The organism is Bacillus cereus group sp. MYBK216-1 (assembly GCF_051916495.1).
Lineage (GTDB): Bacteria > Bacillota > Bacilli > Bacillales > Bacillaceae_G > Bacillus_A > Bacillus_A thuringiensis_K.
In genome coordinates, this window is record NZ_JBQAGT010000001.1 from 758574 (window position 1) to 783241 (window position 24668).

The window sequence follows — 24668 nt, forward strand, 5'->3', positions numbered from 1 at the left end:
CTGTTCTATTCTTGTCCAAATTAACATATTTTGTACTAGTAGTTATAGGGGGGACCGGGATGAAGAGAACATTAATTGGATTGATAGCATTTCTAATTATAATGTTTCCGTTACGTATATATGCTGAAGAGTGGAATGAGCTAACAGGGTTGTTAGACGATTCGTTACAGTTAGTGAAGCGTAATGAAGATGAAAAAGCGGTACAAGTATTACAACATTTCTCGGAGCAGTTTTTAATAAAGGGGAATGAAAAGAAGCAGGAAGTAACACCAGATCAAGTTAGAGTTATTTCTTTAGCTTACGATAAGGCGCAACAATCGCTCTCTGAAGAAGGTTTAGGTAAGCAAGCTAAAATTGATAATGTGCTGGCATTACAACTTGCTGTTGATGCACAAGTATCGAAATATCAACCACTTTGGATGGAAAGAGAAAGGAAAGTAATGGATGCCTTTTCTCAAATGGAAAAAGCGATGGAAAAAGAAGATGCTGGGCAGTTTCAACAAACGTTAAATACGTTTTTAAATGAATTCAATATTATTTATCCAAGCTTAATGATTGCTTTGCCAGAAAACGAGGTTCAGCGTGTAAATGTTCATTTATCTTATTTAGATGAATTTCGTAACGTTATGTTAAAAACGAAAGGCGGCCAAATGCAATTAGGGATTATTAAAGGGGATTTGCAAAAGATATTTCACACAGTAAAAAAAGATGAAATTGCACCCTCTCTCATTTGGTTTATGACAATTACTGGGGGACTTATTTTATTCACATTAACTTATGTTGGATGGAGAAAGTATAAAGGAGAGAGAGAGAAAAGAAAAAGTAATGTACATTCTAAAAATAGATAATGCAATAAATAAAGATATGGATTGTAAGGTTTATTCATTGACAATAGTGGCAGAAGAAAATAGAATGAGAAGTACTATAATTAAAACTTCAATGGAGGTTCATGATGTTTTATTTAATTTACTTCGCGATCATAATGATCATACCGTTGTATGCACAGTCAAGAGTACGTAGTGCCTATAGCAAGTATTCACAAGTTTATTCAACATCAGGTATGACAGGAGCGGAAGTGGCTCGAAAAATTTTAGATGAAAATGGATTATACAACGTAGCTGTAGAAGAAACACCAGGTCATTTATCAGACCATTATGATCCAACCGCTAAGACGGTTCGATTATCAACAGATAACTATTATGGACATTCAGTTGCTGGTACAGCAGTTGCAGCACACGAAGTAGGACACGCAATTCAAGATGCAAAAGATTATAAATTTATGCGCGTTCGTCATTCGTTAGTGCCAGTTGCAAACTTTGGTTCGAATATGTCTTGGATTTTCGTCCTAATCGGTATATTTGCACAAATGTCTGGTTTGTTGTTATTAGGTATCATTTTAATGGCAGCAGGTGTTGTGTTCCAGCTCGTTACATTGCCAGTTGAGTTTGATGCGTCAAAGCGCGCAATGCAACAAATTGAAGCGCTAGGTATTGTATCAACAGATGAATATGGGCAAGCTCGTAAAGTATTAAATGCGGCAGCATTAACATATGTAGCAGCTGCAGCTGTAGCGGTATTTGAATTATTACGTCTCGTATTAATGTATACTGGTATGCAGCGTAGCGACGACTAAAGACTATCAATTTTGATAGTCTTTTTTTGTTGTATGGATTGAATTATATAATGTATTGCAAATAGAAATAATAGAAGTAATGCGGAAAGGCGGTGGGGGGAAATGAAATATCCAGACCATTTAGTAAAACAAGTGCAAGAGCGCAGTGCTCCTTATCAACTAGAAGGTTTTTTAAGTGGACAAGGTCCTGAAAATCCCAAATTTATGTTATTAGGAGAAGCGCCTGGTGAAACAGAAATTCATAATGGGATTCCGTTTAGCGGGAGGGCGGGGAAACAATTAATGGATTTTTTAGAGCGTATTGATGTTACAAGGGAAGAAGTATATATTACGAGCGCTGTTCGGAGTAGACCTTATAAATGGCGAGAGAAAAAAGAACGAAATGGTGAAGTCATGCAAAAAAAATATAATAGAACGCCAAATCAGGGAGAAATAGTTGCCCATGCGCCTTTGTTAGATTATGAATTAGAGAAAATAAATCCGAAGCTTATCGTCACGCTTGGAAATATCGGTCTTCAACGTTTAACAGGAAAAAATAAAAAAATCACAGATGTACACGGGCAATTATTAAAACAGCCCATTCAAAAATTAAAGGATATGCAAAGTGCAGAGTTTACATGGTCAGAGAAAGAATACGAAGTTTTTCCGACTTTTCATCCAGCTTCCATTTTTTATAATCGGGGTTTATTGGAGCTTATTTATGAGGATTTAGAGAAGCTTAAAAGACTTGTAATAAAAAACTAGAAAAGCTAAGGCGCTTTTCTAGTTACATTTAATTATGTAAAGGGTTTTTATTTTCATCTAACGTAAATCCTTCACCAACTACATCATGTACATCACATACAGCGACAAAAGCATGAGGATCTACAGAAGTAATGATATTTTTTAATTTCACGATTTCATTTTTAGCAACAACGCAATACAATACGTTACGTTCCACTTTTGTATACGATCCAACAGCTTTTAAAAAGGTTGCTCCGCGCTCCATTTCAGATAAAATTTTGGCAGCAATTTCATCGTTTTTCTCTGAAATAATAGTCGCTCCTTTGGCAGCATAAGCTCCTTCTTGCATAAAATCAATGACTTTAGCCCCGATAAAAACAGCAACTAGCGTATACATGCCCTCGCGGTATGATAAATAGGTAAGAATAGAGACGACGATAACGACAGCATCAAACATAAACATTGTTTTCCCCATACTCCAGCCAACATATTTGTGAGCTAGTCGTGCGATAATATCTACACCGCCAGTAGTCCCGCCATATTTAAATATTATTCCAAGGCCGATACCGATAAATGCCCCGGCGAATAAAGCTGCGAGTGTCATATCATTTTGCAAGTTTAAATGTAAGTTGAGTACTTCGTAACGCTGGAAAATCCATAGAAATAAAGATACGCTAAAGGTGCCAATTAATGTATATAAAAATGTCGCTCTGCCAAGTAACCTCCAACCAATAAAAAATATAGGGATATTTAAAATTAAGTTTGAGTAGGAAGGATCAAACTTAAATAAAAAATACAATAATAGTGTAATACCAGTAAAGCCACCCTCTGCAAGGTGATTTTCAATATTGATATTGACAATACCGAAAGAAAATATAGCGGAACCAATTAAAATAAAAATAATATTTCGCATCTTCAATTTTGATGTCATATAGAAATCCCCCTAATTATGTAATGATTGCATTGCTCCGCTGAAACGGTAAACCATAATAATAAGTAATTTCTAATTGCTAGTGAAAATAGTAAGAACCTGCACCAACGGCTGATAGGAGATGAAGCAAAGAAGAGGGGCAAACCAGCCGTAGGAACCCGATTGGTACGGGCTAATCTTTTGCAAAAAACGCAAAAGAAGTTTCACTTTACCCCGTACCAACGGCTGGTAGGAGATAAAGCTCTGAAGAAAGGCGAACCAGCCGTAGGAACCCGATTGGTACGGGCTAATCTTTTGCAAAAAAACGCAAAAGAAGTTTCACTTTACCCCGTACCAACGGCTGGTAGGAGATAAAGCTCTGAAGAAAGGCGAACCAGCCGTAGGAACCCGATTAGTTCAACTAATCTTTTGCAAAAAAACGCAAAAGAAGTTTCACTTTATTATAGTCTATCCAAAAATGGGTCGCAAATAGGTGTTTGGCGGGGAATAATATTTGTCAAATCGCGATGAATTGGCTAACATGAAAGAGGAAGGATTAGAGGTGAATAGTATGGAAGCAAAAACGATGAAAGATATGCAGAAAGAAGTAGATGCATATATTGGTCAGTTTAAAGAAGGTTATTTCAGTCCGCTTGCAATGATGGCTCGTTTAACGGAAGAAATGGGAGAGCTTGCAAGAGAGGTAAATCATTATTATGGTGAGAAACCGAAGAAAACAACTGAAAAAGAAAGAAGTATTGAAGAAGAGCTTGGAGATGTATTATTTGTTATGATTTGTATGGCAAATAGTTTAAATATTGATTTAGAGACAGCACATAACATTGTAATGAATAAATTTAATACACGTGATAAAGATCGCTGGACACGTATTGATGAGGGAGAGAAAGAATAATGAAAGAAATTAAAGTAATTATCGCCGGACCAAGAGGACGTATGGGACATGAAGCAGTTCTTCTTATGGAAAGAACGGAACATTTTAATTTAGTAGCAGCAGTGGATTATAAGCATGGTGGTGAGAAGATTTCTGATTTACCTGGCATGCCAGCATTACATGCACCGATTTACGCTGATTTACATACTTGTTTAGATGAAGTAGAAGCAGATGTGTTGTTAGATTTAACAACACCAGAAGTGGGGAAACAACACGTTACACTTGCAGTTGAGCGTGGACTTCGTTCGGTTATTGGTACAACTGGATTTACAGAAGAAGAATTGGCACGTTTAACAGAGAATGCAAAAGAAAAAGCAGTAGGAACAATTATTGCTCCAAACTTTGCAATTGGTGCAGTTCTTATGATGAAATTCTCACAAATGGCAGCGAAATATTTCCAAGATGTTGAGGTAATTGAATTACATCATGATCAAAAATTAGACGCACCATCTGGTACAGCTGTAAAAACGGTAGAGTTAATTCGTCAAAATCGTGAATCAAAGCAGCAAGGTCATCCAAATGAAGTAGAGCAACTAGCAGGTGCACGTGGTGCAAATGTAGACGGTATTCACATTCATAGTGTACGTTTGCCAGGGCTTATTGCACACCAAGAAGTAATGTTCGGTGGAGATGGACAAATGTTAACAGTTCGTCATGATTCATTCAATCGTGCATCATTTATGTCAGGTGTAAAACTATCAATTGAGACAGTAATGAACCTTGATCATCTTGTGTACGGTTTAGAAAATATTATCGACTAAAGGGGAGACAACGGATGAAAATTGCCTTAATCGCACATGACAAAAAGAAAAATGATATGGTTTCGTTTGCATACGCATATAAACCAATTTTTGAACAACATGAATTATTTGCAACAGGAACGACAGGGCTTCGTATTATGGAAGCGACTGGATTAGTTGTAACAAGATATCAATCTGGCCCTCTTGGTGGAGATCAAGAAATTGGTGCAATGATTGCAAAGAACGATTTAGATATGGTGATTTTCTTCCGCGATCCATTAACAGCACAGCCGCATGAACCGGATGTGAATGCATTGCTTCGTTTATGTGATGTATATGCGATTCCACTTGCAACGAATATGGCAAGTGCTGAAATGTTAATGCACGCATTAGAGCGAGGAGATTTAGATTATCGTAAGTTAAGAAAATGAGGGGAACAATTATGAGTGGATTACATATATTAGCGTTTGGTGCTCATGCCGATGATGTTGAAATCGGCATGGCTGGTACCATCGCTAAATATACAAAGCAAGGGTATGAAGTAGGTATTTGTGATTTAACAGAAGCTGATCTTTCTTCAAATGGAACGATAGAGTTGAGAAAAGAAGAAGCGAAGGTCGCAGCTCGTATAATGGGAGTAAAAACGAGGCTGAATTTAGCGATGCCAGACCGTGGTTTGTATATGAAAGAAGAGTATATACGTGAAATTGTCAAGGTGATCCGTACATATAAACCAAAACTAGTTTTTGCGCCGTACTATGAAGATCGCCATCCAGATCATGCAAATTGTGCAAAGCTTGTGGAAGAGGCTATTTTTTCAGCAGGAATCCGTAAATATATGCCGGAACTTTCACCACATCGTGTGGAGTCTTTTTATAATTATATGATTAATGGTTTTCATAAACCGAATTTTTGTATAGATATAAGTGAGTACCTCTCTATAAAGGTGGAAGCATTAGAAGCGTATGAAAGTCAGTTTTCAACAGGGAGCGATGGTGTTAAGACACCGTTAACAGAAGGTTACGTTGAAACTGTGATCGCTCGTGAGAAGATGTTTGGAAAAGAAGTTGGAGTCTTGTATGCCGAGGGATTTATGAGTAAGAAACCGGTTTTATTACATGCTGATTTATTAGGGGGATGTAAATGAAATTAAAAATAGGTATTACATGTTATCCTTCTGTAGGTGGTTCTGGAGTTGTTGGAACAGAATTAGGAAAGCAATTGGCGGAACGTGGGCATGAAATTCACTTTATTACATCGGGTTTACCATTCCGGTTAAATAAAGTATATCCAAACATTTATTTTCATGAAGTGACGGTAAATCAATACTCTGTATTTCAACATCCACCATACGATTTAGCGTTAGCAAGTAAAATGGCCGAGGTTGCACAAAGAGAAAACTTAGACATTTTACATGTGCATTACGCAATACCACATGCAATTTGTGCATATTTAGCAAAACAAATGATCGGAGAGCGTATTAAAATTGTTACAACCTTACATGGAACAGATATTACTGTGTTAGGTTCCGACCCTTCGTTAAATAATTTAATTCGTTTTGGTATTGAGCAATCAGATGTTGTCACTGCTGTCTCGCATTCATTAATTAATGAAACACATGAGCTTGTAAAACCAAGTAAAGAAATTCAAACGGTATATAACTTTATAGACGAACGTGTATATTTCAAGCGTAATATGTCTCAATTAAAGAAAGAATATGGTATAAGTGAGAGTGAAAAAGTACTTATTCATATTTCGAATTTCCGTAAAGTGAAACGTGTGCAGGATGTTGTTCAGGCATTTGCTAAAATTGTTAAAGAAGTAGATGCGAAGTTGCTTCTTGTTGGAGACGGACCAGAATTCTGTACGATTTTACAGATAGTGAAAAATTTACATATTGAAGATCGCGTTTTATTCTTAGGGAAGCAAGATAATGTTGCAGAACTACTCGCGATGAGTGATTTAATGTTGCTTCTATCAGAGAAGGAAAGTTTTGGTCTTGTTTTATTAGAAGCAATGGCGTGTGGTGTACCTTGTATCGGAACGCGGGTTGGAGGTATTCCAGAGGTTATTCAACACGGGGAAACAGGATATTTATGTGAAGTTGGCGATACAACAGGAGTGGCAAATCAAGCTATTCAGCTATTAAAGGACGAGGAACTTCACCGTAATATGGGAGAGCGAGCAAGAGAAAGTGTTTATGAGCAATTTCGCTCAGAAAAAATTGTTTCACAATATGAAACGATTTACTATGACGTACTAAGGGATGACAAAAATGGAAAGATTTAAAAAAGCTAGTTCTATTATTGAGACATTAAAGCAACAAGGACATGAGGCTTACTTTGTTGGTGGGAGCGTACGAGATCTTATTATCGATAGGCCGATTGGAGATATTGATATTGCGACATCCGCTCTACCAGAAGAAGTGATGGCTATATTCCCAAGAAATGTTCCTGTTGGTCTTGAGCATGGAACTGTAATTGTTGTAGAAAATGGTGAGCCTTATGAGGTAACTACTTTTCGAACAGAAAGCGAATATGAAGATTTTCGAAGACCTAGTAGTGTTCAATTTGTTCGTTCATTAGAAGAGGATTTAAAACGTCGTGATTTCACGATGAATGCAATTGCTATGACAGAAGAAGGCAAAATGGTTGATTTATTTGCTGGACAGGAAGCCATTCAACAGAGAGAAATTGTGACAGTTGGAAATGCTGCGGATCGTTTTCAAGAAGATGCCCTGCGAATGATGCGTGGTATTCGGTTTGTAAGCACGTTAGGTTTTTCATTAGAAATGAAAACGAAGCAAGCGATTGAAACGCATGGGCATTTGCTAGAACATATAGCAATTGAGCGTATTACAGTAGAGTTTGAGAAACTGTTAACTGGTACATATTGTGTGAAAGGTCTCAAAGAATTAGTAGAGACGAAGCTATTTTCTCATTTGCCATATTTACAAATGTCAGAAGAGAGACTGTTAAAAGCTACGCAGTATAAATGGGATTCTTTCGAAACGGATATTGAGGCGTGGGCATTTTTCTTATATTGTATCGGAGAAGAACATCCATCTGTCTTTTTACGTCAATGGAAGTTTTCGAATAAAAAAATAAAAGATATTGTTGCAGTTTTATTGGCAATTCGTACTAGAAAGGAGAAGGATTGGGATACAGTCCTTCTTTATAAAACGGGAATTCATATCGCTGAAATGGCAGAGAGAGTATATGAAGCGATGATTGAAAGCTATGATCCTACATCTGTTGAACGAGTACAATCAATGTTTCATGCATTGCCAATCCAGGAGCGTCAAGAAATGAATGTGACTGGTAATGATTTATTAAACTGGGCAAACAAAAAGCCTGGTCCGTGGGTTGCTGAAATGCTTCAGAAAATCGAAGAAGCAATCGTACAAGGAAACGTAGTTAATGAGAAAGAGCGTATAAGGGAGTGGCTGCAAGGATGCAATCTACTATAAGAAAGCAGTTATTGCAAGTTTTTTCTGAAGCGGATGGCGAGTTTGTATCCGGCCAAACAATTAGTGATAAACTTGGTTGTTCAAGAACTGCTGTGTGGAAACATATGGAGGATCTCCGGAGTGAGGGATATGAACTTGAAGCTGTGCGCCGATTAGGTTACCGAATTGCAAGTAAGCCAGACAAAGTGACTGCTAATGAAATTCAGTTAGGGCTACAAACGAAGCGAATTGGTAGAACAGTGTATTTTGAAGAAACTGTTGAATCAACGCAGCACATTGCAGCAAAACTTGCTTATGAAGGTGCAGAAGAAGGAACTGTCGTTGTAGCAGAAGAACAAACAGCGGGAAGAGGTCGTTTAAGCAGAAAATGGCATTCACCAAAAGGAACAGGGATTTGGATGAGTATTATTTTACGCCCATCAATCCCAGTTCATCATGCACCGCAACTTACTTTGTTAGCGGCTGTTAGTGTTGCACAGGCAATTGAAAAATGTACAGGTGTAAACGTAGGAATAAAATGGCCAAATGATATTTTAATTCAAGGTAAAAAGGCTGTAGGTATATTAACAGAAATGCAAGCGGATCCTGATAAAATTAATGCTGTCATTATGGGCATCGGTATTAATGCGAATCAAAAGCAAGAACATTTTGATGAAGAAATTCAGCACATTGCTACTTCATTAGCGATTGAATCAGGTAAGCCGATTGTTCGTGCAGAACTTATGCAACAAATCTATTTACAACTAGAAAAATTATATGAAGAGTATTTACAAAATGGTTTCTCTGTCATTAAAATTCTTTGGGAAAGTTACGCTGTGAGCATCGGGAAAGAAATTACCGCTCGAACAATGAGAGAGACGATTACGGGTGTAGCAAAAGGAATTACAGAGGATGGTGTATTGCTTCTAGAAGACCATGAAGGAAAAGTACATCATATTCATTCTGCAGATATCGAAATTAAGTAAAAGAAGTTCCTCTTTTGGAACTTCTTTTTATTTCAATAGTTTTGAGTTGAATTTGTAACATGATAATAAATTCTTTTCATCTGCAATTCTCCTTTTTTAAGTGCTTTCTTCAATTAACCTGCATCATTAGTTTAAGAGTTATACTATACAGTTAAATGGATTACAGAAAAAATTAACTTGGACTTTTTTTAACATGCGTTGAAAAACATGTATCTTTTCAGGATTGAATTATCCATAAAAACTGTATAGCATATATACTCTCGTATTAAATTTCATATACCGTAATAAGAATAAAAAATTATTTTTTCAAAAAAATGTAGTAATTCCTTTTTGTAGTTTGCTATAATTAGTTCGAATGTGGGCAGTATCAGAGCGAACTGCACCATGATTCGAAGTCATACGAAAAATAATAACTTGGATTCTGCCTTGATCCAATAACGGACTGGGACAGAGGGATGAATAATGCCGACTAACACACAACCCTTCTGCCCTTTTATGGCCAGAGGGGTTTTTTATATGATTTCGGCCATCTCCTCTCTCCTGCATAAAGGAGGAGTAGTTTTTGAAAACAAAAACAGATTTTTTGAAGATGAAAGAGCAAGGTGAGCCGATTACAATGCTAACGGCGTATGATTATCCATCTGCTAAATTAGCAGAAGAAGCTGAAGTTGATATGATTCTAGTTGGAGATTCTCTTGGAATGGTTGTACTCGGATACGATTCAACAGTACCTGTAACAGTAGAGGATATGATTCATCATACGAAAGCTGTACGCCGTGGAGCGAAAGAGACGTTTATTGTAACTGATATGCCATTTATGTCGTATCACGTATCATTACAAGAAACGATGGTGAATGCACGCCGCATCGTTCAAGAGAGCGGGGCACACGCACTGAAGGTAGAAGGTGCTGGAGAAGTTATATCGACGATTCAATATTTGACGAACGCAGGAATTCCTGTTGTAGCGCATTTAGGTTTAACCCCTCAATCTGTAGGAGTGTTGGGTGGATATAAAGTGCAAGGAAAAGATGCGGAGAGTGCAAAAAAATTAATAGAAGATGCAAAGAAATGTGAAGAAGCTGGTGCAATAGCGCTTGTGTTAGAATGTGTACCAATGCAGCTAGCAGAACTTATTTCAGAGCAACTAACAATACCGACAATTGGGATTGGTGCAGGACAAAAAGTAGATGGGCAAGTGCTTGTTTATCATGATCTTATCTCATACGGCGTAAATCGTGTTCCGAAATTTGTGAAGCAATATACGTCTGTTCAAGAGGAGATTGTACGCGGGATTTCACAATATGTTACTGAAGTAAAGACAAGGAAATTTCCTGAAGAAAAACATTCGTTCACAATGAAAGAGGAAGAATGCTTAGCGTTATACGGAGGAAAACAATAATGAAAATCGTAACTACAGTGCAAGAGATGCAGCAAATTACAAACGAACTTCGTGCAAGTGGAAAGAGTATTGGTTTTGTTCCAACAATGGGTTATTTACATGAAGGCCATGCTACTTTATTACGTAAGGCAAGAGAAGAAAATGAAATTGTAGTTTTAAGTGTATTTGTAAACCCACTACAATTTGGCCCAAATGAAGATTTAGATCGATATCCTCGTGATATTGATAGAGATGAAAATGTAGCAAAAGAAAACGGTGTAGATTATTTATTTTATCCGAGTGTAGAAGAAATGTATCCAGCAGAACAAACGACAACAGTTGAAGTTGTAAAGCGTACCGATGTATTATGTGGCAAACAAAGACCTGGTCATTTTGCTGGTGTTGCAACTGTACTAATGAAACTATTTAATATTACGCTGCCAATGCGTGCTTATTTCGGTATGAAAGATGCTCAACAAGTTGCTGTCATTGAAGGATTTGTAACTGATTTCAATATTCCAGTTACAATCGTACCAGTTGATATTGTAAGGGAAGAAGATGGTTTAGCGAAAAGTTCTCGTAACGTGTACCTATCACAAGATGAACGTGAAGAAGCTCTTCATTTATACCGAAGCCTATGTATAGCGAAAGAAAGAATTGAGGCAGGTGAACGTAATCCGGAAATCATTACAAATCTTGTGAAAGAGTATATTGAGACGCATACGAAAGGCACTGTAGATTATGTGGATTTATATGCATATCCGTCATTAACAATGGTAGAGAAAGTCGAAGGAAGGATCATTTTAGCTATTGCAGTTAAGTTTGAAAATGTAAGATTAATTGACAATATAACATTAACGGTTAAATAAGGGGGAGCATCTATGTTTCGCACAATGATGAGAGCAAAGTTACATCGTGCAACTGTAACGGAGGCAAATTTAAATTATGTAGGTAGTATTACAATTGATGAAGACTTAATGGATGCGGTAAATATTGTAGAAAACGAAAAAGTCCAAATTGTAAATAATAATAATGGTGCTCGCTTAGAGACATATGTTATTAAAGGGGAACGCGGTAGTGGTGTTGTTTGTTTAAACGGTGCTGCGGCAAGGCTTGTACAACCAGGGGACAAAGTAATTATTATTTGTTATGGGCTAGTTACGGAAGAAGAGATTCATAAACAAGAACCAAAAATTGCAGTACTAGACGATAATAATCAAATTATTGAAATGTTAGGTGCTGAAAAAGCGGGTACGATATTATAAGTAGAAAAGCTATCTCCATTGCGGAGATAGCTTTTTTGTGCATCTTTTCATTAAGATGAGATAAAACGTGGTATAGTAACATTATATAAATTATTGTTGTTTGAAAGGTAAGAAATTGAGGTGTTACATATATGAGTAAGCGTTATGTCGTTGTTGATTTAGAGACGACAGGGAACTCCTGGAAAGATGGGAAGGATAAAATTACCCAAATTGCAGCTGTTGTAGTAGAAGATGGAGAGATATTGGAGATTTTTTCGTCTTTTGTTAATCCAAAGAGAGAGATCCCACCATTTATTACAGAATTAACAGGGATTGATGAAAGTCTTGTAAAACAAGCCCCGTTATTTCAAGATGTAGCCCCGATGATTGTTGAGCTATTACAAGGTGCGGCTTTCGTTGCGCATAATGTTCACTTTGATTGGAATTTTTTAAATGAAGAATTAAGGCAAGCTGGATATACAGAAATACATTGTCCGAAAATCGACACGGTTGAATTGGCTCAAATTCTTTTGCCGACAGCCGATAGTTATAAATTACGTGATTTAGCTAAGAAGCATGAACTAGAGCACGATCAACCACATCGTGCGGATAGTGATGCTCTTGCAACAGCGGAATTATTTTTACAATTTTTAAATGAAATTGAAAAGTTACCACTTGTCACGTTGCAATCGCTTTATGAATTAAGCGATGTGTTCCAAAGTGATATAGCTGATGTGCTTTCTGAAAATATTTTAAAGAAAGTAATGCACGGTAAAGAAGATATAGCGGAGTATGAAATACATCGAAATATTGCGCTGAAAAAGCGGAACTATTCCTTAAACCTTGGAGAAACGTGTTCATCAAAGTTTGATGCTTTCTTGAATAAAACGATGGATAAATTGGAATCACATATGCCAAAGTTTGAAAGAAGAGAAAGTCAACAATTGATGATGAAAGAGATATATACGGCGTTAAGAGATTCTCGTTTTTCACTAATTGAAGCCGGTACAGGAACAGGAAAGACTCTTGCTTATTTGCTTCCTAGTCTTTATTTTGCAAAGAGAAATGAAGAACCTGTCATTATAAGTACACAAACGGTACAACTCCAACAACAAATATTAGAAAAAGAAATTCCGTTATTACAAAAAATAATGCCATTTTCATTTGAGGTAGCTCTTCTAAAAGGAAGAAAGCATTATTTATGCTTACATAAATTTGAGTATGCTTTGCAAGAGGAAGAAAAAAATTATGATATGGCACTTACGAAAGCGAAGATTTTAGTTTGGCTATTGCAAACTGAAACAGGTGATCGAGACGAATTAAATATTCCTGAGGGTGGAAAGTTACTTTGGAATCGGATTTGTAGCGATGCGTATAGTCCAGGCGGTATGCAAAGTAATTGGTATAGTCGTTGTTTTTACCAGCGAGCGAAGAATAAAGCTTTATTTGCAGATATCGTTATTACAAATCATGCGTTATTATTTCAAGATTTTTCAAGTGAAGAACCGTTGTTTGCTTCATGCGAACATATTATTTTTGATGAAGCTCACCATATTGAAGAAGCTGCGAGTAGAACATTGGGTGAACAGTTCTCTTGTATGTATTTTCAATTGGTTATATCTCGTCTTGGGACGCTAGAAACAGAAGATGTACTCTCCAAAGTATATAAAATGATGAAAAAATCAGAGCAAGCATCTCGTTCAACTTTCCGTATGATAAGTTATAGTTTGAAGGAACTTAAGTTTGATGCGGATGAACTCTTCCAAATGTTACGTACTTTTATATTTAAACAAACAAAGCAAGAACAAGGAACGAATAATATGCCGCTCATCTATAGGTATAACCCAGAACTAGAAAAAGGTAAGTTGTGGGATAGTATTGTCGAATTAACAAATCGTTTTATATATGAATTAAGAAGGGTAGTAACTGCTCTTGAGAAGCAAGTGAATATATTGCAAAGTAAGTTAGAATGGGAGATGCATGTTGTAACAGGTGAATTTATGCATTTAATTGAGTTGCTGAGAAAGATGGCAGAATCATTACAATTACTCATATTAGAAAAGAATTCGTATGTAACTTGGATGGAGACTGAAACGAAAGGGACGATTCATTCAACAGTTCTATATGCACAGCCTGTTCATATTGGTGAAAGATTTGCGGATGAATTTTTAACAGAAAAAAAGAGTGTTATTTTTACATCTGCAACACTAACAATTAACGATACGTTTGATTATATAAAAGAGGAACTTGGTTTACATGATTTCGCTCCAAATACTTTAAAGGTTCCGTCACCATTTCGTTATGATGAACAGATGAAATTAATGGTTTCAACGGATGTACCTTTTATTAAGCAAGTAAGTAATGAACGATATATTGAATCTGTATCGGAACATATTGCAAAGATAGCGAAAACCACAAAAGGCAGAATGCTCGTTTTATTCACTTCGTATGAAATGTTAAAAGAAGCGTATGCGAATTTAAAAAATAATGATGAATTAGAGGGTTATTTATTACTCACACAAAGTGTGAATAATAGAAGTAGAAGCCGTTTAATTCGAAAGTTTCAAGAGTTCGACAAATCAATTTTATTAGGGACGAGCAGTTTCTGGGAAGGAATAGATATTCCAGGAGATGCCTTAAGTTGTCTTGTTATAGTCCGTCTACCATTTACACCTCCTCATCAGCCGATGATGGAAGCGAAAGGTGAGTGGCTAAAAAATCAAGGTGAAGATGTATTCGCTAAATTAGCGCTCCCACAAGCAATATTACGTTTCAAACAAGGATTTGGCCGTTTAATTCGAACGAATACAGACACAGGAACGGTAGTAGTGTTAGATCGTCGTTTGACGAGTTCTTCTTATGGAAAACGATTTCTACAATCGATTCCTAACGTACCTCTTTATGAAGGACCATTAGAAGAATTATTAGTACAATTAGAAGAACCACCAAATGAATAAAAATGGAAGAAAAATACGCCTGAAGTATTTATAAACTTCGGGCGTAAAAAATGTGGGTAGGAGGAATTTTATTTTTCTTACTTCTTGTATACAAAATGTGTTGGTTTTCGACTTGAAACCTTTTTTTGCTGTACATGTCCTGCTATAATAGATGGGTGATGAAGCAGGGGTTGTAAAGAATGTACTCTTATTGTAACCGCATTGCGTTCTTCTATAATTAGAAATTTTTGTGTAACGGAGGAGTTTTTTCATGGAGAAGAAAATCGAAGTACTATCAACGACACGTATTAAATATTCGTCTGATTTGTATAAAATTGTTGATAGTTTGAATCGTACGTTAAAAGAGCAGGACCTCATGTTCGGACTAGCATTAGACGAAAAAGATAAAGAAACAGCTGTATTTACGATTTACAGAACGTAGTGATACAATGAAAAAGTGGATCTTTGCAATCATTATTGTTATCGTTGCTAGCGGAATATATGGGGCGTATGTTTATAATAAAGCGATGGGAAAGAAAATTCCCAAAGAGTCGAAATTTGTAGAAATTGCTAAAGAAAAAGCAAAGCTTACAAAGGTCAAATCTGTTGATTATTACAATGGAAAATCTGCATATATAGTCGTGCAAGGTACAGATGAAAAGGGAGAACAACTTATCGTTTGGGTGCCTGAGAAAAAAGGGGATACTGTAGTAAGGAAAAAGAGCGAAGGTATTTCTGAAAAAGAGGCTATACAAAGAACAATAGAGCAAGTCGGCAATGAAAGTAAGGAATCAAAAAGTAAGCCGAAAGAGATTATGAAAGTGAAATTAGGCTTTGAAAATGATGTACCACTATGGGAAGTTACATATATTGATGATGACAATCGTTATAGCTATTACTATCTTGAATTTAAAGATGGAAAATTTTTAAGACGATATAGCATTGAAAAATAGATGTAGGGGGAACTACAAATGAAATTAGCAAAGCGAGTAGCTGCTTTAACACCGTCTTCAACTTTAGAAATTACAGCAAAGGCACAAGCATTAAAAGCAGAGGGTCATGATGTAATTGCATTAGGGGCAGGGGAACCTGACTTTAATACACCAGAGCATATTATGGATGCTGCACATAAAGCGATGTTAGAAGGGCATACGAAGTATACACCAACAGGTGGATTACAATCGTTAAAACAAGAAATTGTGAAAAAGTTTACTCGCGATCAAGGTATTGCGTATGATCCATCTGAAATTATTGTATGTAATGGTGCAAAGCATGCATTATATACATTATTCCAAGTATTACTTGATGAGGGAGATGAAGTTATCATCCCAACTCCTTACTGGGTAAGCTATCCAGAGCAAGTGAAGCTTGCTGGCGGTAAGCCGGTTTATGTAGAAGGTTTAGAAGACAATGAGTACAAAATTACAGCAAAGCAGCTGCGTGAGGCAATTACAGAGAAAACGAAAGCGGTTATTATTAATTCACCGAGCAATCCAACAGGAATGATTTATAGCAAAGAAGAATTACAACAGCTTGGAGAAGTGTGTTTAGAACATGATATTTTAATCGTTTCTGATGAAATTTATGAAAAATTAATTTATGGTGGCGTAGAATATACTTCAATTGCCCAGCTTTCTAATGCATTAAAAGAACAAACACTTATTATTAATGGTGTATCTAAATCTCATTCTATGACAGGATGGCGTATTGGATATGCAGCAGGGAATAAGCAGCTTATTAAAGCGATGACGAACTTAGCGAGTCATAGTACGTCAAACCCTACTTCAATCGCTCAATACGGCGCAATTGCGGCATATGCAGGCTCACAAGAACCTGTAGAAACAATGCGTCAAGCCTTTGAAGAGAGATTAAACATCATTTATGATAAATTAATTCAAATCCCTGGCTTTACTTGTATTAAACCGCAAGGTGCATTTTACTTATTCCCTAACGTAAAAGAAGCTGTAGCTTTATCAGGATATGCAACAGTTGATGAGTGGGCAAAAGCTCTATTAGAAGAGGAAAAAGTGGCTCTTGTACCCGGTACAGGATTTGGGGCTCCAAATAATGTTCGTTTATCATATGCGACATCTCTTGAACAAGTAGAGAAAGCATTAGAGCGCATCCATACATTTATGAAAAGTAAAGTGCAAGCTTAATTTTATATTTCATTCATGTAATATAAAAAACCTCCCTATTAATGGGGAGGTTTTTTTGACGAATTGTGGCAAAAAGAAATAGCTAAAGGTGTGTTATACTAGAGAGCGAGGTGTTTGGTGATGAAAAAGAAAATAATGTTACAGTGGTTTGAGCAGGGAAGCATTGCAATTCCAAAATTGCTTATGATGCATTATAAAAAATTAGGTTTAAATGAGACGGAATTTATGGTGGTACTTCATGTACACACATTTTTAGAATCAGGTAATTCGTTTCCGACTCCTTCAGAGATTTCTGAACGGATGACGATAACGGAAATGAAATGTATGGAAGTAATTCAAGTATTGATTCAAAAAGGGTTTTTATCACTAGAAGGTGGACAAAGATCAGAAGCGATGATGTGCGAAAGTTATTCTTTACAACCGTTATGGGAAAAAATATTACATTTCTTAATGGATGAATCAATAGAGGAAGAGCAAAAAGAAAAAAAACAGCTGCAAGTAAATTTATATACAGTATTTGAAAAAGAATTTGGAAGACCACTTTCGCCGTTCGAATGTGAAACGTTAGGAATGTGGGAGGACCAAGATCAACATCATCCAAATTTAATTCAAGCGGCTCTTAGAGAAGCTGTAATGAGTGGAAAACTAAATTTCCGATATATTGATCGTATTTTATTTGAGTGGAAAAAGAATGGAATTAAAACGGTAGATCAGGCTCAAAATCAAGGTCAAAAATTTAGAGCGAATCAACAAAGAACACAACAAATGACAAAACAAGAGACGAAATTTACTGGAAAAGTGCCTTTTTATAATTGGTTGGAGCAGTAATATAGGAGGAAAAATATGCTTAACAAAACGCAAATCCGTTATTGTTTAGACACAATGGCGGATATGTATCCAGAAGCACATTGTGAATTGGTTCATGATAATCCATTTGAACTTGTAATCGCGGTGGCGTTATCTGCACAATGTACGGATGTACTTGTAAATAAAGTGACAAGAAATTTATTTCAAAAATATAAAACACCAGAAGATTATTTAAGTGTTTCTCTAGAAGAATTACAACAAGATATACGCTCTATCGGATTGTATAGAAATAAAGCAAAAAACATTCAAAAATTATGCCGAATGTTATTAGATGACTATAATGGAGAAGTACCGAGCGATCGAGATGAACTTACGAAATTACCAGGTGTAGGAAGGAAAACAGCGAATGTTGTAGTTTCCGTAGCGTTTGGAATTCCGGCAATTGCTGTTGATACACATGTGGAGCGAGTGAGTAAACGATTAGCTATGTGTAGATGGAAAGACTCTGTGTTAGAAGTAGAAAAAACATTAATGAAAAAAGTACCGATGGATGAGTGGGGAGTTACACATCATCGTATGATTTTCTTTGGACGTTATCACTGTAAAGCACAACGACCGCAATGTGAGGAGTGCAGACTGTTAGAAGTATGTCGTGAAGGAAAGAAGCGAATGAAGGTGAAATAAAGGATGGAGCGAGTTATAGAAATACCGAAAGAATTTCACTGTTTACCATTTTTTGAAGAAAGTGTAAATTTAATTAAGTATCATACAGACAATTCTTTTGAAGAGATAATACAAAATACTTACTTTATATTTGATATTGAAAGACAGTATGAGCCATGGAAGGAAATTGAAAACAGTATTCCAGCGATGTTGAATGTATGGAAAAATAAGCATGAAGACATTGCTATACTGTTTCGAAATAGAAATAAGCAAGAGGCTGAGGGACCAATGATTCTTTTTGCAGCTCACTTGTTATCGGTTGTCTATTGGCTAAATGAACAACCTGTTCATAGTTTGAATGAAATGCAAATAAATACGAATAAATTAAAAGTACAACCTGTTAATTTTATGGAAAGATATTCATTCATTATAAAGAAACCGAGTAATTATCATTCTTATATTCAATTAGCGCAGTTGTATATCGAAATAGAAAAGCTGTATGTAAAGAAAATGATAACAAAAAAGAAGTCCGCTTCTCGTTAAGAGAAACGGACTTCTTTTTTTGTATATTAGGACTCTGTTGTAACAACAGCACCGTCTGCGTGAGGTGTATCTCCTCCGGTATTTTGGTGTTGCTGTTCTTGTTGTTTCTTAGCTTCTTCTTCAGCTTTTTTCTTGGCCTCTTCTTCAGCTTTCTTCTTAGCTTCTTCTTCAGCTTGTTTCTTAGCTTCTTCTTCAGCTTTCCTTCTAGCTTCCTCATCTGCTTTCTTCTGAGCTTCTTCTTGCTGTTTACGTTGTTGTTCTTGTTGCTGTTCTTGTTGTTTTTTAGCCTCTTCTTCAGCCTTTTTCTTAGCTTCGTCTTGTTTTACTTTATCTTCATTAGCCTTTTTCTGGGCTTCTTCATCAGCTTTTTTCTTAGCTTCTTCATCGGCCTTTTTCTTAGCCTCTTCTTCAGCTTTTTTCGCATCTGGAGTTCCGCCAGGCGCAGTGAAGGATGCACCAACTGCTGGGCTTGTGCCAGTGCCTTTTTTCGCTACTACAGAGAAGCTATAAGTAACACCTGGTTTAATACCACCAAGAGTAGCTGTCGTACCACTTACTGATAGGCTGCCACTTGAACCGTCAGTTGCTTTATAGCTGGCTGCATATGCATCAACTTCTGCTGGTCCAGACCAGTTTAGTGTAACTGTGCTAGCGCCATCAAAAGTGACATTCAGACCACTAGGGGCATCTACTTTAATTTGTTTAATTGCATCTTTTTTCGCACCTTTTACATATAATTCTCCGTTTATTTCTTGAACAGAAGAAGGACGTTCAAAGCGTGATTTATCTGTAGCGAATTTGCTCATCATTACTTGGAACATTTGCTGTGCAATTTTAGTATAACGATCACTAATGTAGTTTTCTGGACCGTTCTTTACGTAACCCGTCCATACAGCCATCGTATATTGTGGTGTATATCCAGCGAACCAGCTATCTCTGTTTGCATCAGCTGGAATGCCGTATTTCTTTAAATCTTTTGCATCAAAGTTTTGCGTTCCAGTTTTACCCGCTACGTCAACACCTGAAACATATGCTGTTGGTCCTGTACCACCAGAACCAGGTTTTACTACGTCACGAAGAACGTCAGTTACCATGTAAGCTGTATAGTCTTGCATAGCACGTTGTTCTTTCGGTTTAAAGCTTTTCTTTTTCCCGTCCGGGAAGGTTACTTCTTTTACGAAGTGTGGTTTATTGTAGTTACCACTATTACCAAAGGTTGCATATGCACCTGCTACTGCTAAGGGAGAACTATCGTTACTACCAATTGCAGTAGATTCATGTACTCCATTTTCAAATGTCATGCCTAAACCTTCAGCAAACTCTTTTGATTTATTAAGTCCAACTGTTTGAGCTGTCTTTAAAGCCGGGATGTTTAATGACTTCTTCAATGCTTCACGAAGTGAAACGTCACCTTTAAAACTCCCTGTAGCATTTTTAATCTTTGTGCCATCAGAATAAGTATATTCAGAGTCATTTAATTGATGATAAGTAGACCACTGAAGATTCTCAATCGCTGGACCGTAGTCGAAAATTGGTTTCATTGTTGAACCAACTTGGCGTTTTAAATCAGTTGCCATATTATGACCTTTGAAAGTGGACTTATTTTCTTTACGTCCAGCACCAATTGCTCGAACTTCTCCAGATTGTGTATCCATAAATACGAATGATCCTTGGAATTGATCGTTTGGATACTTAATAAGATTGCCATCCATAATTTTTTCAGCATAATCTTGAGCATCTTGATCAAGCGTTGTATGAATCGTTAAACCATCTGAACCGATATTTACATCAGGATATTCTTTTTCAACTTCTTTTACAACTGCATCTAAAAATGCTTGATACTTCATCTCAGTTATTTCTGAAGACGGTTGAAGGCCCTCTGTTACTGGGATTTTAACTGCATTATTCATTTCTTCTTTTGTTATATAACCATGTCGATTCATTAATGACAATACGACATTACGACGATTTGTTGCTCGTTCAACATTTTCCTTTTTGGTTGGATCATAAATGTTTGGACCTTGGGGTAAACCAGCGAGCATAGCAGCTTCATGTAATTGCAAGTCTTTTAAATCTTTACCATAATATTTTTGCGCTGCTGTCGCAATACCGTATGAACGGTTACCTAAATTAATCTTATTTAAGTACATTTCTAAAATCTCATGTTTAGAGTATTGTTGCTCTAATTTGTAAGATAAGTACCATTCTTGTACTTTTCTCTTAGCGGTTTTATCCATCGTTAGAAAGTAGTTTTTAACGACTTGCTGTGTAATCGTACTACCACCTTGGGAACCGAAACCACCAGTGACATTTTCCATAACTGCTTTTGTAGTTCGTTTAAAATCAATTCCATTATGATCATAGAAACGCGAATCCTCAGTTGCAAGGAATGCATTTTCAACTACTTTTGGAATTTGATCATAAGTAACATGTGTTCGTTTTTCAGCACCGTATTCATAGAAGAAATTTCCGTTTTTATCAAGAAACTTTGTTGATAAAGGATTAACAAGTTTGGATTTGTCTAATTTTGGAGCGTCCTTTACCATAACAAAGAAAGCGGAAACGCCGGCTACAAGACCAACGATACCAAGAAGTAGACAACCTATAAGGAATTTCTTGAAAAAGGAGCCTTTTTTCTTTGGTTTTTCTTCTTTATGTGTTTTTTTCTCTTGATTTTTCACATGATTTCGTTCTGTACGAGAACGATAATTATCTGACATTATACTTTCTCCTACCTTTCATTCTCTCCCCCAAAAGTCGAAAAAAGAGCCTTAGTGATGACTCTATCACGAAAAATAAACCATGTCTAGTACACGGATATAGTCAATCCGAGGGTGATAACCGCATGATAATAAGGATCCATGCTCTTCTATTTCTTCTTTCGTAATCGACTTGCGTCCACCAGTATTTTGACGATTCCAAAATGCAATAATATGTTTTGCATCTAGTAAATAAAATTCATCAAAAAGTGTAAATTTAATAATAACAAATGCAATTCCATTATGAGCAACCACTTGCTTCATATGTTCAATTTGATGAAGGTGGAAGTTTTGAAGTGGGAAACTAGTTTTATTTTTTGTTTCCTTTGCTTCAAAATCGATGTATTTCCCTTTGTATACACCGTTGTAATCTGTTGTAGAAGGTTGTTTAAAATACGCTTCTTTTACCACTGCAGCACTTCGAGCGGGGTAATCTACTTTTACAATTTGAAGAGGTGTAGGCTTTTTATGTACACATGCAATATTATGGGTTAAGTAATATTGATTTGTTTCATTCAATTCCTCTTCAAGGGACATACCTCTATTACTATAAGTATGTGTTTTTATAGGTGTTTTTTGAGGTTGTGAAGCTTGATTATACCTTTTTCCATTTGGGTAACGAATGGTCATAGTGTGTCCACTCCCAACTTGCTAAGAATTACTTACAAAGGTGATTATATCAAAAAATGAAAAAAGATGTGACCTTTTTGATGAAAGGTATGATGACTTATTTATGTTTACATGGAATGATTATATGAAAATTAAACAAAATCGAGAAAAAAAGTTTTGTACAGAGGAAGAAAGAGCAATCATTCGCAATATTAAAAAGAAAACAGAAATAGCTAATGTGGACAATATTTCTCGAACACAATCTTATCAAGAATATTATTTAAGAAATAGTGAAATCAGGTGGGCCTTTTTAGCGAGTATGGTTTCGAGAAATGCGGGCTGGAATATGACTGATTTAGAAGGGAGATATTATGCTACTGTTTTACCTAAAACGGTAAAAAAACATTTATTTATTCTGTACGAACAGGCTAATTGGATTATTTTTTTAGATGCATTTCCACAGCTATTATTGTATGAGGAAAGTAAGAAGAGACGTGCACCTCTCTTTCATTTGTTGCAATATTTCAGCGTATCAATTTTTATGGAAAAAGAATGGCTATTTTTCTGGGAAAGAAGAGATATAAATAGGCTTATGACAGCGCTTATTATAAATGAACAAAATAAAATTCAAAAACCAGTCATTGAGAACACATATTTTAAAAAACATGTATTCCATACTGCACTTTTTAAAGTACAAGAAAGATTTCATATTAGTGCAGTTATCTTCCCAACAATTGAAGGGAGAATGTATGGATTTTCGGTTTATCAATTTGAAACGTTACAACAGCGTATAGAACTAGGAAAAAAATTAGCATGGTTATTGTTTCATCCAATTTATAATGGTTCGTTTTATAAGTTTGCATTGCAAACTACACATACTGGGTCTAGAGAAGATTATGAAGTTTACGCAAAGGAAACTCGAAAGTCTTATACGCCAACACTTAGAGATATTTATCCTGTTATTTTACATGAAGAAATAAAAATGAGAGATTGGTTTTGTGCAAATATGAAAATGAATGTGCTATTTGTACTTGAAGAACCTAAAGGGGAAGTTAATATAACAGAATGGTATAGAAGAAAGAGAGAACAAATCTATAGGCTATCTATCGTAAATCGTTTTGCTAAAAGGATGGATGAGTTCATGATATAATAAAAAAGAAGTCCCGTCTTCCATTTTGAAGACGGGACTTCTTAATTTGAAACAATCCTGCTATGTGTGCTACAACTTTAATCTCAAAACGTAATGCTAGTAGGAGATTAAGGGTGACTTGAAATTTAACTGTTCGTAATAAAGTCTCGCTTTATGTAGCAGGGAAGTTTGGACCATCTAGCTTTGGATTGCCAGTCTCGGGTTTATTTTGTTGTTTGTTTTGGTTTTTCTTTTTTTCATTTTTGTTCTTTGCCATTGTAATACACCTCCTTTTTGTATTGTTACCATTTCTATAAATGACATACGAAATGATTTCTTTGACGAATAACAACTAGTTTTGTCATGTGGGCAGGAGTGGTGAATCATTCGGCGAAAATACATGACAAAGGAAAAGCAAAGAAGGAGGCGTTTTGTATATGGCGATGGTTCAAAAGGAAGATGTAATGAAAAAAATGGATCAAATGTTAAGTTCTCTCGATTTGCTGGAAATGAATATAGGGATTAGAATGAATCATGCATTAAAGGATGCGAGTGAAAAAATATGCAATAAGATAGAAATAACAGAAATGCATATTGAACATATGGAAAATAAATTAGTGCATCACGAAGAGAAAGGGAATTGGGTAAAGGCATTTCAAAACGTCGTAGTGAGTGCATAATAAGGTGGGAAAGTAATGAAGAATGAAGCGTTAATACAGTCTTCAGAAAAACTCATGCAGTATAATAATGAAGCGAATGTAAAAAAGAGAGAACTAACCGAATACGACTTTTATAAGGATATGAAACCGTTTGTAGATATGGTAGATGAGGAATTAAAGAAGTGGAAAGAATTAGCTTATACGTGGATTAAAGAAGAAAAGCCAAAATATATACATGTACAGCAAATTGATCAAGTATACGATAATTTACAAACGAATGTGTTACAATGCTTTGTAAATAAAGGTAAAGGTAAACGATTCTTTGAAACACACCAAGCCATTTCGTATACTTTGCAAAATATAGTTGAGCAATGTAAATAACAAGAGGGA

At 36.0% G+C, this 24668-nt stretch carries 27 protein-coding genes; 23 read left to right on the forward strand and 4 right to left on the reverse strand.

Annotation, left to right across the window (positions count from 1 at the left end):
- Positions 1-59: 59 nt before the first annotated feature.
- The 3 genes from ypjB to ACTFRH_RS04085 all read left to right on the forward strand — a co-directional run bounded on the left by ypjB (position 60) and on the right by ACTFRH_RS04085 (position 2377).
- Positions 60-848, forward strand: a complete 789-nt coding sequence (ypjB, locus tag ACTFRH_RS04075) for a sporulation protein YpjB (protein ID WP_000831584.1) — start codon at positions 60-62, stop codon at positions 846-848.
- Positions 849-949: 101 nt separating this feature from the next.
- On the forward strand, positions 950-1633 hold the full coding sequence (locus ACTFRH_RS04080) for a zinc metallopeptidase (protein ID WP_058839490.1): 684 nt from the start codon (positions 950-952) through the stop codon (positions 1631-1633).
- Between the two features lie 102 nt (positions 1634-1735).
- Positions 1736-2377, forward strand: a complete 642-nt coding sequence (locus ACTFRH_RS04085) for a uracil-DNA glycosylase (protein ID WP_000876872.1) — start codon at positions 1736-1738, stop codon at positions 2375-2377.
- 28 nt (positions 2378-2405) lie between these two features.
- Here the strand turns inward: ACTFRH_RS04085 and ACTFRH_RS04090 are convergent, their stop codons facing one another.
- Positions 2406-3287 carry a YitT family protein gene (locus ACTFRH_RS04090; RefSeq protein ID WP_000202119.1) on the reverse strand — a complete coding sequence of 294 codons (882 nt, stop codon included), beginning with the start codon at positions 3285-3287 and terminating at the stop codon, positions 2406-2408.
- Positions 3288-3837: 550 nt separating this feature from the next.
- Between ACTFRH_RS04090 and ACTFRH_RS04095 the strand changes: the two genes are divergently transcribed.
- The 17 genes from ACTFRH_RS04095 to ACTFRH_RS04175 all read left to right on the forward strand — a co-directional run bounded on the left by ACTFRH_RS04095 (position 3838) and on the right by ACTFRH_RS04175 (position 19122).
- Positions 3838-4179: a nucleotide pyrophosphohydrolase gene (locus ACTFRH_RS04095; RefSeq protein WP_002108639.1), complete on the forward strand. Its 342-nt coding sequence runs from the start codon at positions 3838-3840 to the stop codon at positions 4177-4179.
- Positions 4179-4979: a dihydrodipicolinate reductase gene (gene dapB, locus ACTFRH_RS04100; RefSeq protein WP_000658810.1), complete on the forward strand. Its 801-nt coding sequence runs from the start codon at positions 4179-4181 to the stop codon at positions 4977-4979. The genes ACTFRH_RS04095 and dapB overlap by 1 nt, the downstream gene beginning before the upstream one ends.
- Before the next feature lie 14 nt (positions 4980-4993).
- Positions 4994-5389, forward strand: coding sequence for a methylglyoxal synthase (gene mgsA, locus ACTFRH_RS04105; RefSeq protein ID WP_000684765.1), 396 nt, complete (start codon positions 4994-4996; stop codon positions 5387-5389).
- 11 nt (positions 5390-5400) lie between these two features.
- Positions 5401-6105 carry a bacillithiol biosynthesis deacetylase BshB1 gene (bshB1, locus tag ACTFRH_RS04110; protein ID WP_000015673.1) on the forward strand — a complete coding sequence of 235 codons (705 nt, stop codon included), beginning with the start codon at positions 5401-5403 and terminating at the stop codon, positions 6103-6105.
- Positions 6102-7247 (forward strand): N-acetyl-alpha-D-glucosaminyl L-malate synthase BshA, encoded by a 1146-nt coding sequence (bshA, locus tag ACTFRH_RS04115; RefSeq protein WP_000768292.1) that lies wholly within the window; start codon positions 6102-6104, stop codon positions 7245-7247. Before bshB1 ends, bshA begins: the two co-directional genes overlap by 4 nt.
- Complete coding sequence (locus ACTFRH_RS04120) at positions 7234-8427, forward strand: CCA tRNA nucleotidyltransferase (RefSeq protein ID WP_000439317.1); 1194 nt, start codon at positions 7234-7236, stop codon at positions 8425-8427. The genes bshA and ACTFRH_RS04120 overlap by 14 nt, the downstream gene beginning before the upstream one ends.
- The gene (locus ACTFRH_RS04125; RefSeq protein ID WP_001192064.1) at positions 8412-9392 is read left to right on the forward strand and encodes a biotin--[acetyl-CoA-carboxylase] ligase; all 981 of its coding nucleotides are present in this window, start codon (positions 8412-8414) and stop codon (positions 9390-9392) included. The genes ACTFRH_RS04120 and ACTFRH_RS04125 overlap by 16 nt, the downstream gene beginning before the upstream one ends.
- A 562-nt stretch (positions 9393-9954) precedes the next feature.
- Positions 9955-10791: a 3-methyl-2-oxobutanoate hydroxymethyltransferase gene (gene panB, locus ACTFRH_RS04130; RefSeq protein WP_000851107.1), complete on the forward strand. Its 837-nt coding sequence runs from the start codon at positions 9955-9957 to the stop codon at positions 10789-10791.
- Positions 10791-11639, forward strand: coding sequence for a pantoate--beta-alanine ligase (gene panC / locus ACTFRH_RS04135; RefSeq protein WP_000707012.1), 849 nt, complete (start codon positions 10791-10793; stop codon positions 11637-11639). Before panB ends, panC begins: the two co-directional genes overlap by 1 nt.
- 12 nt (positions 11640-11651) lie before the next feature.
- Positions 11652-12035, forward strand: a complete 384-nt coding sequence (gene panD, locus ACTFRH_RS04140) for an aspartate 1-decarboxylase (RefSeq protein WP_000490182.1) — start codon at positions 11652-11654, stop codon at positions 12033-12035.
- A 131-nt stretch (positions 12036-12166) separates the two neighbouring features.
- Entirely contained in the window at positions 12167-14971 is a 2805-nt protein-coding gene (gene dinG, locus ACTFRH_RS04145; RefSeq protein ID WP_000044963.1) for an ATP-dependent DNA helicase DinG, read from the forward strand.
- A 250-nt stretch (positions 14972-15221) separates the two neighbouring features.
- Positions 15222-15392: a YpmA family protein gene (locus ACTFRH_RS04150; RefSeq protein WP_000412179.1), complete on the forward strand. Its 171-nt coding sequence runs from the start codon at positions 15222-15224 to the stop codon at positions 15390-15392.
- 7 nt (positions 15393-15399) lie between these two features.
- The gene (locus tag ACTFRH_RS04155; RefSeq protein WP_000758739.1) at positions 15400-15903 is read left to right on the forward strand and encodes a cell wall elongation regulator TseB-like domain-containing protein; all 504 of its coding nucleotides are present in this window, start codon (positions 15400-15402) and stop codon (positions 15901-15903) included.
- 18 nt (positions 15904-15921) lie between these two features.
- On the forward strand, positions 15922-17109 hold the full coding sequence (gene aspB / locus ACTFRH_RS04160; RefSeq protein WP_000761561.1) for an aspartate transaminase AspB: 1188 nt from the start codon (positions 15922-15924) through the stop codon (positions 17107-17109).
- Positions 17110-17229: 120 nt separating this feature from the next.
- Positions 17230-17937, forward strand: a complete 708-nt coding sequence (gene dnaD, locus ACTFRH_RS04165) for a DNA replication protein DnaD (protein ID WP_000727172.1) — start codon at positions 17230-17232, stop codon at positions 17935-17937.
- Between the two features lie 15 nt (positions 17938-17952).
- Positions 17953-18600, forward strand: coding sequence for an endonuclease III (gene nth, locus ACTFRH_RS04170; protein ID WP_000933037.1), 648 nt, complete (start codon positions 17953-17955; stop codon positions 18598-18600).
- A gap of 3 nt (positions 18601-18603) precedes the next feature.
- Positions 18604-19122 carry a YpoC family protein gene (locus tag ACTFRH_RS04175; RefSeq protein ID WP_000442648.1) on the forward strand — a complete coding sequence of 173 codons (519 nt, stop codon included), beginning with the start codon at positions 18604-18606 and terminating at the stop codon, positions 19120-19122.
- A 26-nt stretch (positions 19123-19148) separates the two neighbouring features.
- Here ACTFRH_RS04175 and ACTFRH_RS04180 read toward each other — a convergent pair whose 3' ends face one another.
- Positions 19149-21842 carry a PBP1A family penicillin-binding protein gene (locus ACTFRH_RS04180; RefSeq protein ID WP_046945512.1) on the reverse strand — a complete coding sequence of 898 codons (2694 nt, stop codon included), beginning with the start codon at positions 21840-21842 and terminating at the stop codon, positions 19149-19151.
- A gap of 66 nt (positions 21843-21908) precedes the next feature.
- Positions 21909-22511: a Holliday junction resolvase RecU gene (gene recU, locus ACTFRH_RS04185; RefSeq protein WP_000155598.1), complete on the reverse strand. Its 603-nt coding sequence runs from the start codon at positions 22509-22511 to the stop codon at positions 21909-21911.
- Between the two features lie 103 nt (positions 22512-22614).
- Here recU and ACTFRH_RS04190 point away from each other — a divergent pair, with 103 nt between their 5' ends.
- Positions 22615-23640, forward strand: a complete 1026-nt coding sequence (locus ACTFRH_RS04190; protein WP_000495647.1) for a DUF2515 domain-containing protein — start codon at positions 22615-22617, stop codon at positions 23638-23640.
- A 151-nt stretch (positions 23641-23791) separates the two neighbouring features.
- Here the strand turns inward: ACTFRH_RS04190 and ACTFRH_RS04195 are convergent, their stop codons facing one another.
- Positions 23792-23971: a hypothetical protein gene (locus ACTFRH_RS04195; protein WP_001987054.1), complete on the reverse strand. Its 180-nt coding sequence runs from the start codon at positions 23969-23971 to the stop codon at positions 23792-23794.
- Between the two features lie 85 nt (positions 23972-24056).
- Between ACTFRH_RS04195 and ACTFRH_RS04200 the strand changes: the two genes are divergently transcribed.
- Together ACTFRH_RS04200 and ACTFRH_RS04205 are read left to right on the forward strand one after the other, a co-directional pair.
- The gene (locus tag ACTFRH_RS04200) at positions 24057-24299 is read left to right on the forward strand and encodes a hypothetical protein (RefSeq protein ID WP_001252035.1); all 243 of its coding nucleotides are present in this window, start codon (positions 24057-24059) and stop codon (positions 24297-24299) included.
- 15 nt (positions 24300-24314) lie between these two features.
- A complete protein-coding gene (locus ACTFRH_RS04205; RefSeq protein WP_000786940.1) occupies positions 24315-24659 on the forward strand; it encodes a YppE family protein in 345 nt (114 codons plus the stop codon).
- The last annotated feature ends 9 nt before the right edge of the window (positions 24660-24668 follow it).

Coding starts and splice junctions, on each gene's coding strand:
- panD (WP_000490182.1), top strand. CDS start 11,652: ATGTTTCGCACAATGATGAGAGCAAAGTTACATCGTGCAACTGTAACG.
- ACTFRH_RS04125 (WP_001192064.1), top strand. CDS start 8,412: ATGCAATCTACTATAAGAAAGCAGTTATTGCAAGTTTTTTCTGAAGCG.
- mgsA (WP_000684765.1), top strand. CDS start 4,994: ATGAAAATTGCCTTAATCGCACATGACAAAAAGAAAAATGATATGGTT.
- nth (WP_000933037.1), top strand. CDS start 17,953: ATGCTTAACAAAACGCAAATCCGTTATTGTTTAGACACAATGGCGGAT.
- bshA (WP_000768292.1), top strand. CDS start 6,102: ATGAAATTAAAAATAGGTATTACATGTTATCCTTCTGTAGGTGGTTCT.
- recU (WP_000155598.1), bottom strand. CDS start 22,511: ATGACCATTCGTTACCCAAATGGAAAAAGGTATAATCAAGCTTCACAA.
- ypjB (WP_000831584.1), top strand. CDS start 60: ATGAAGAGAACATTAATTGGATTGATAGCATTTCTAATTATAATGTTT.
- ACTFRH_RS04190 (WP_000495647.1), top strand. CDS start 22,615: ATGTTTACATGGAATGATTATATGAAAATTAAACAAAATCGAGAAAAA.
- ACTFRH_RS04155 (WP_000758739.1), top strand. CDS start 15,400: ATGAAAAAGTGGATCTTTGCAATCATTATTGTTATCGTTGCTAGCGGA.
- dapB (WP_000658810.1), top strand. CDS start 4,179: ATGAAAGAAATTAAAGTAATTATCGCCGGACCAAGAGGACGTATGGGA.
- dnaD (WP_000727172.1), top strand. CDS start 17,230: ATGAAAAAGAAAATAATGTTACAGTGGTTTGAGCAGGGAAGCATTGCA.
- aspB (WP_000761561.1), top strand. CDS start 15,922: ATGAAATTAGCAAAGCGAGTAGCTGCTTTAACACCGTCTTCAACTTTA.
- dinG (WP_000044963.1), top strand. CDS start 12,167: ATGAGTAAGCGTTATGTCGTTGTTGATTTAGAGACGACAGGGAACTCC.
- ACTFRH_RS04085 (WP_000876872.1), top strand. CDS start 1,736: ATGAAATATCCAGACCATTTAGTAAAACAAGTGCAAGAGCGCAGTGCT.
- ACTFRH_RS04095 (WP_002108639.1), top strand. CDS start 3,838: ATGGAAGCAAAAACGATGAAAGATATGCAGAAAGAAGTAGATGCATAT.
- ACTFRH_RS04175 (WP_000442648.1), top strand. CDS start 18,604: ATGGAGCGAGTTATAGAAATACCGAAAGAATTTCACTGTTTACCATTT.
- panC (WP_000707012.1), top strand. CDS start 10,791: ATGAAAATCGTAACTACAGTGCAAGAGATGCAGCAAATTACAAACGAA.
- ACTFRH_RS04205 (WP_000786940.1), top strand. CDS start 24,315: ATGAAGAATGAAGCGTTAATACAGTCTTCAGAAAAACTCATGCAGTAT.
- ACTFRH_RS04200 (WP_001252035.1), top strand. CDS start 24,057: ATGGCGATGGTTCAAAAGGAAGATGTAATGAAAAAAATGGATCAAATG.
- ACTFRH_RS04120 (WP_000439317.1), top strand. CDS start 7,234: ATGGAAAGATTTAAAAAAGCTAGTTCTATTATTGAGACATTAAAGCAA.
- bshB1 (WP_000015673.1), top strand. CDS start 5,401: ATGAGTGGATTACATATATTAGCGTTTGGTGCTCATGCCGATGATGTT.
- ACTFRH_RS04180 (WP_046945512.1), bottom strand. CDS start 21,842: ATGTCAGATAATTATCGTTCTCGTACAGAACGAAATCATGTGAAAAAT.
- ACTFRH_RS04150 (WP_000412179.1), top strand. CDS start 15,222: ATGGAGAAGAAAATCGAAGTACTATCAACGACACGTATTAAATATTCG.
- ACTFRH_RS04080 (WP_058839490.1), top strand. CDS start 950: ATGATGTTTTATTTAATTTACTTCGCGATCATAATGATCATACCGTTG.
- ACTFRH_RS04090 (WP_000202119.1), bottom strand. CDS start 3,287: ATGACATCAAAATTGAAGATGCGAAATATTATTTTTATTTTAATTGGT.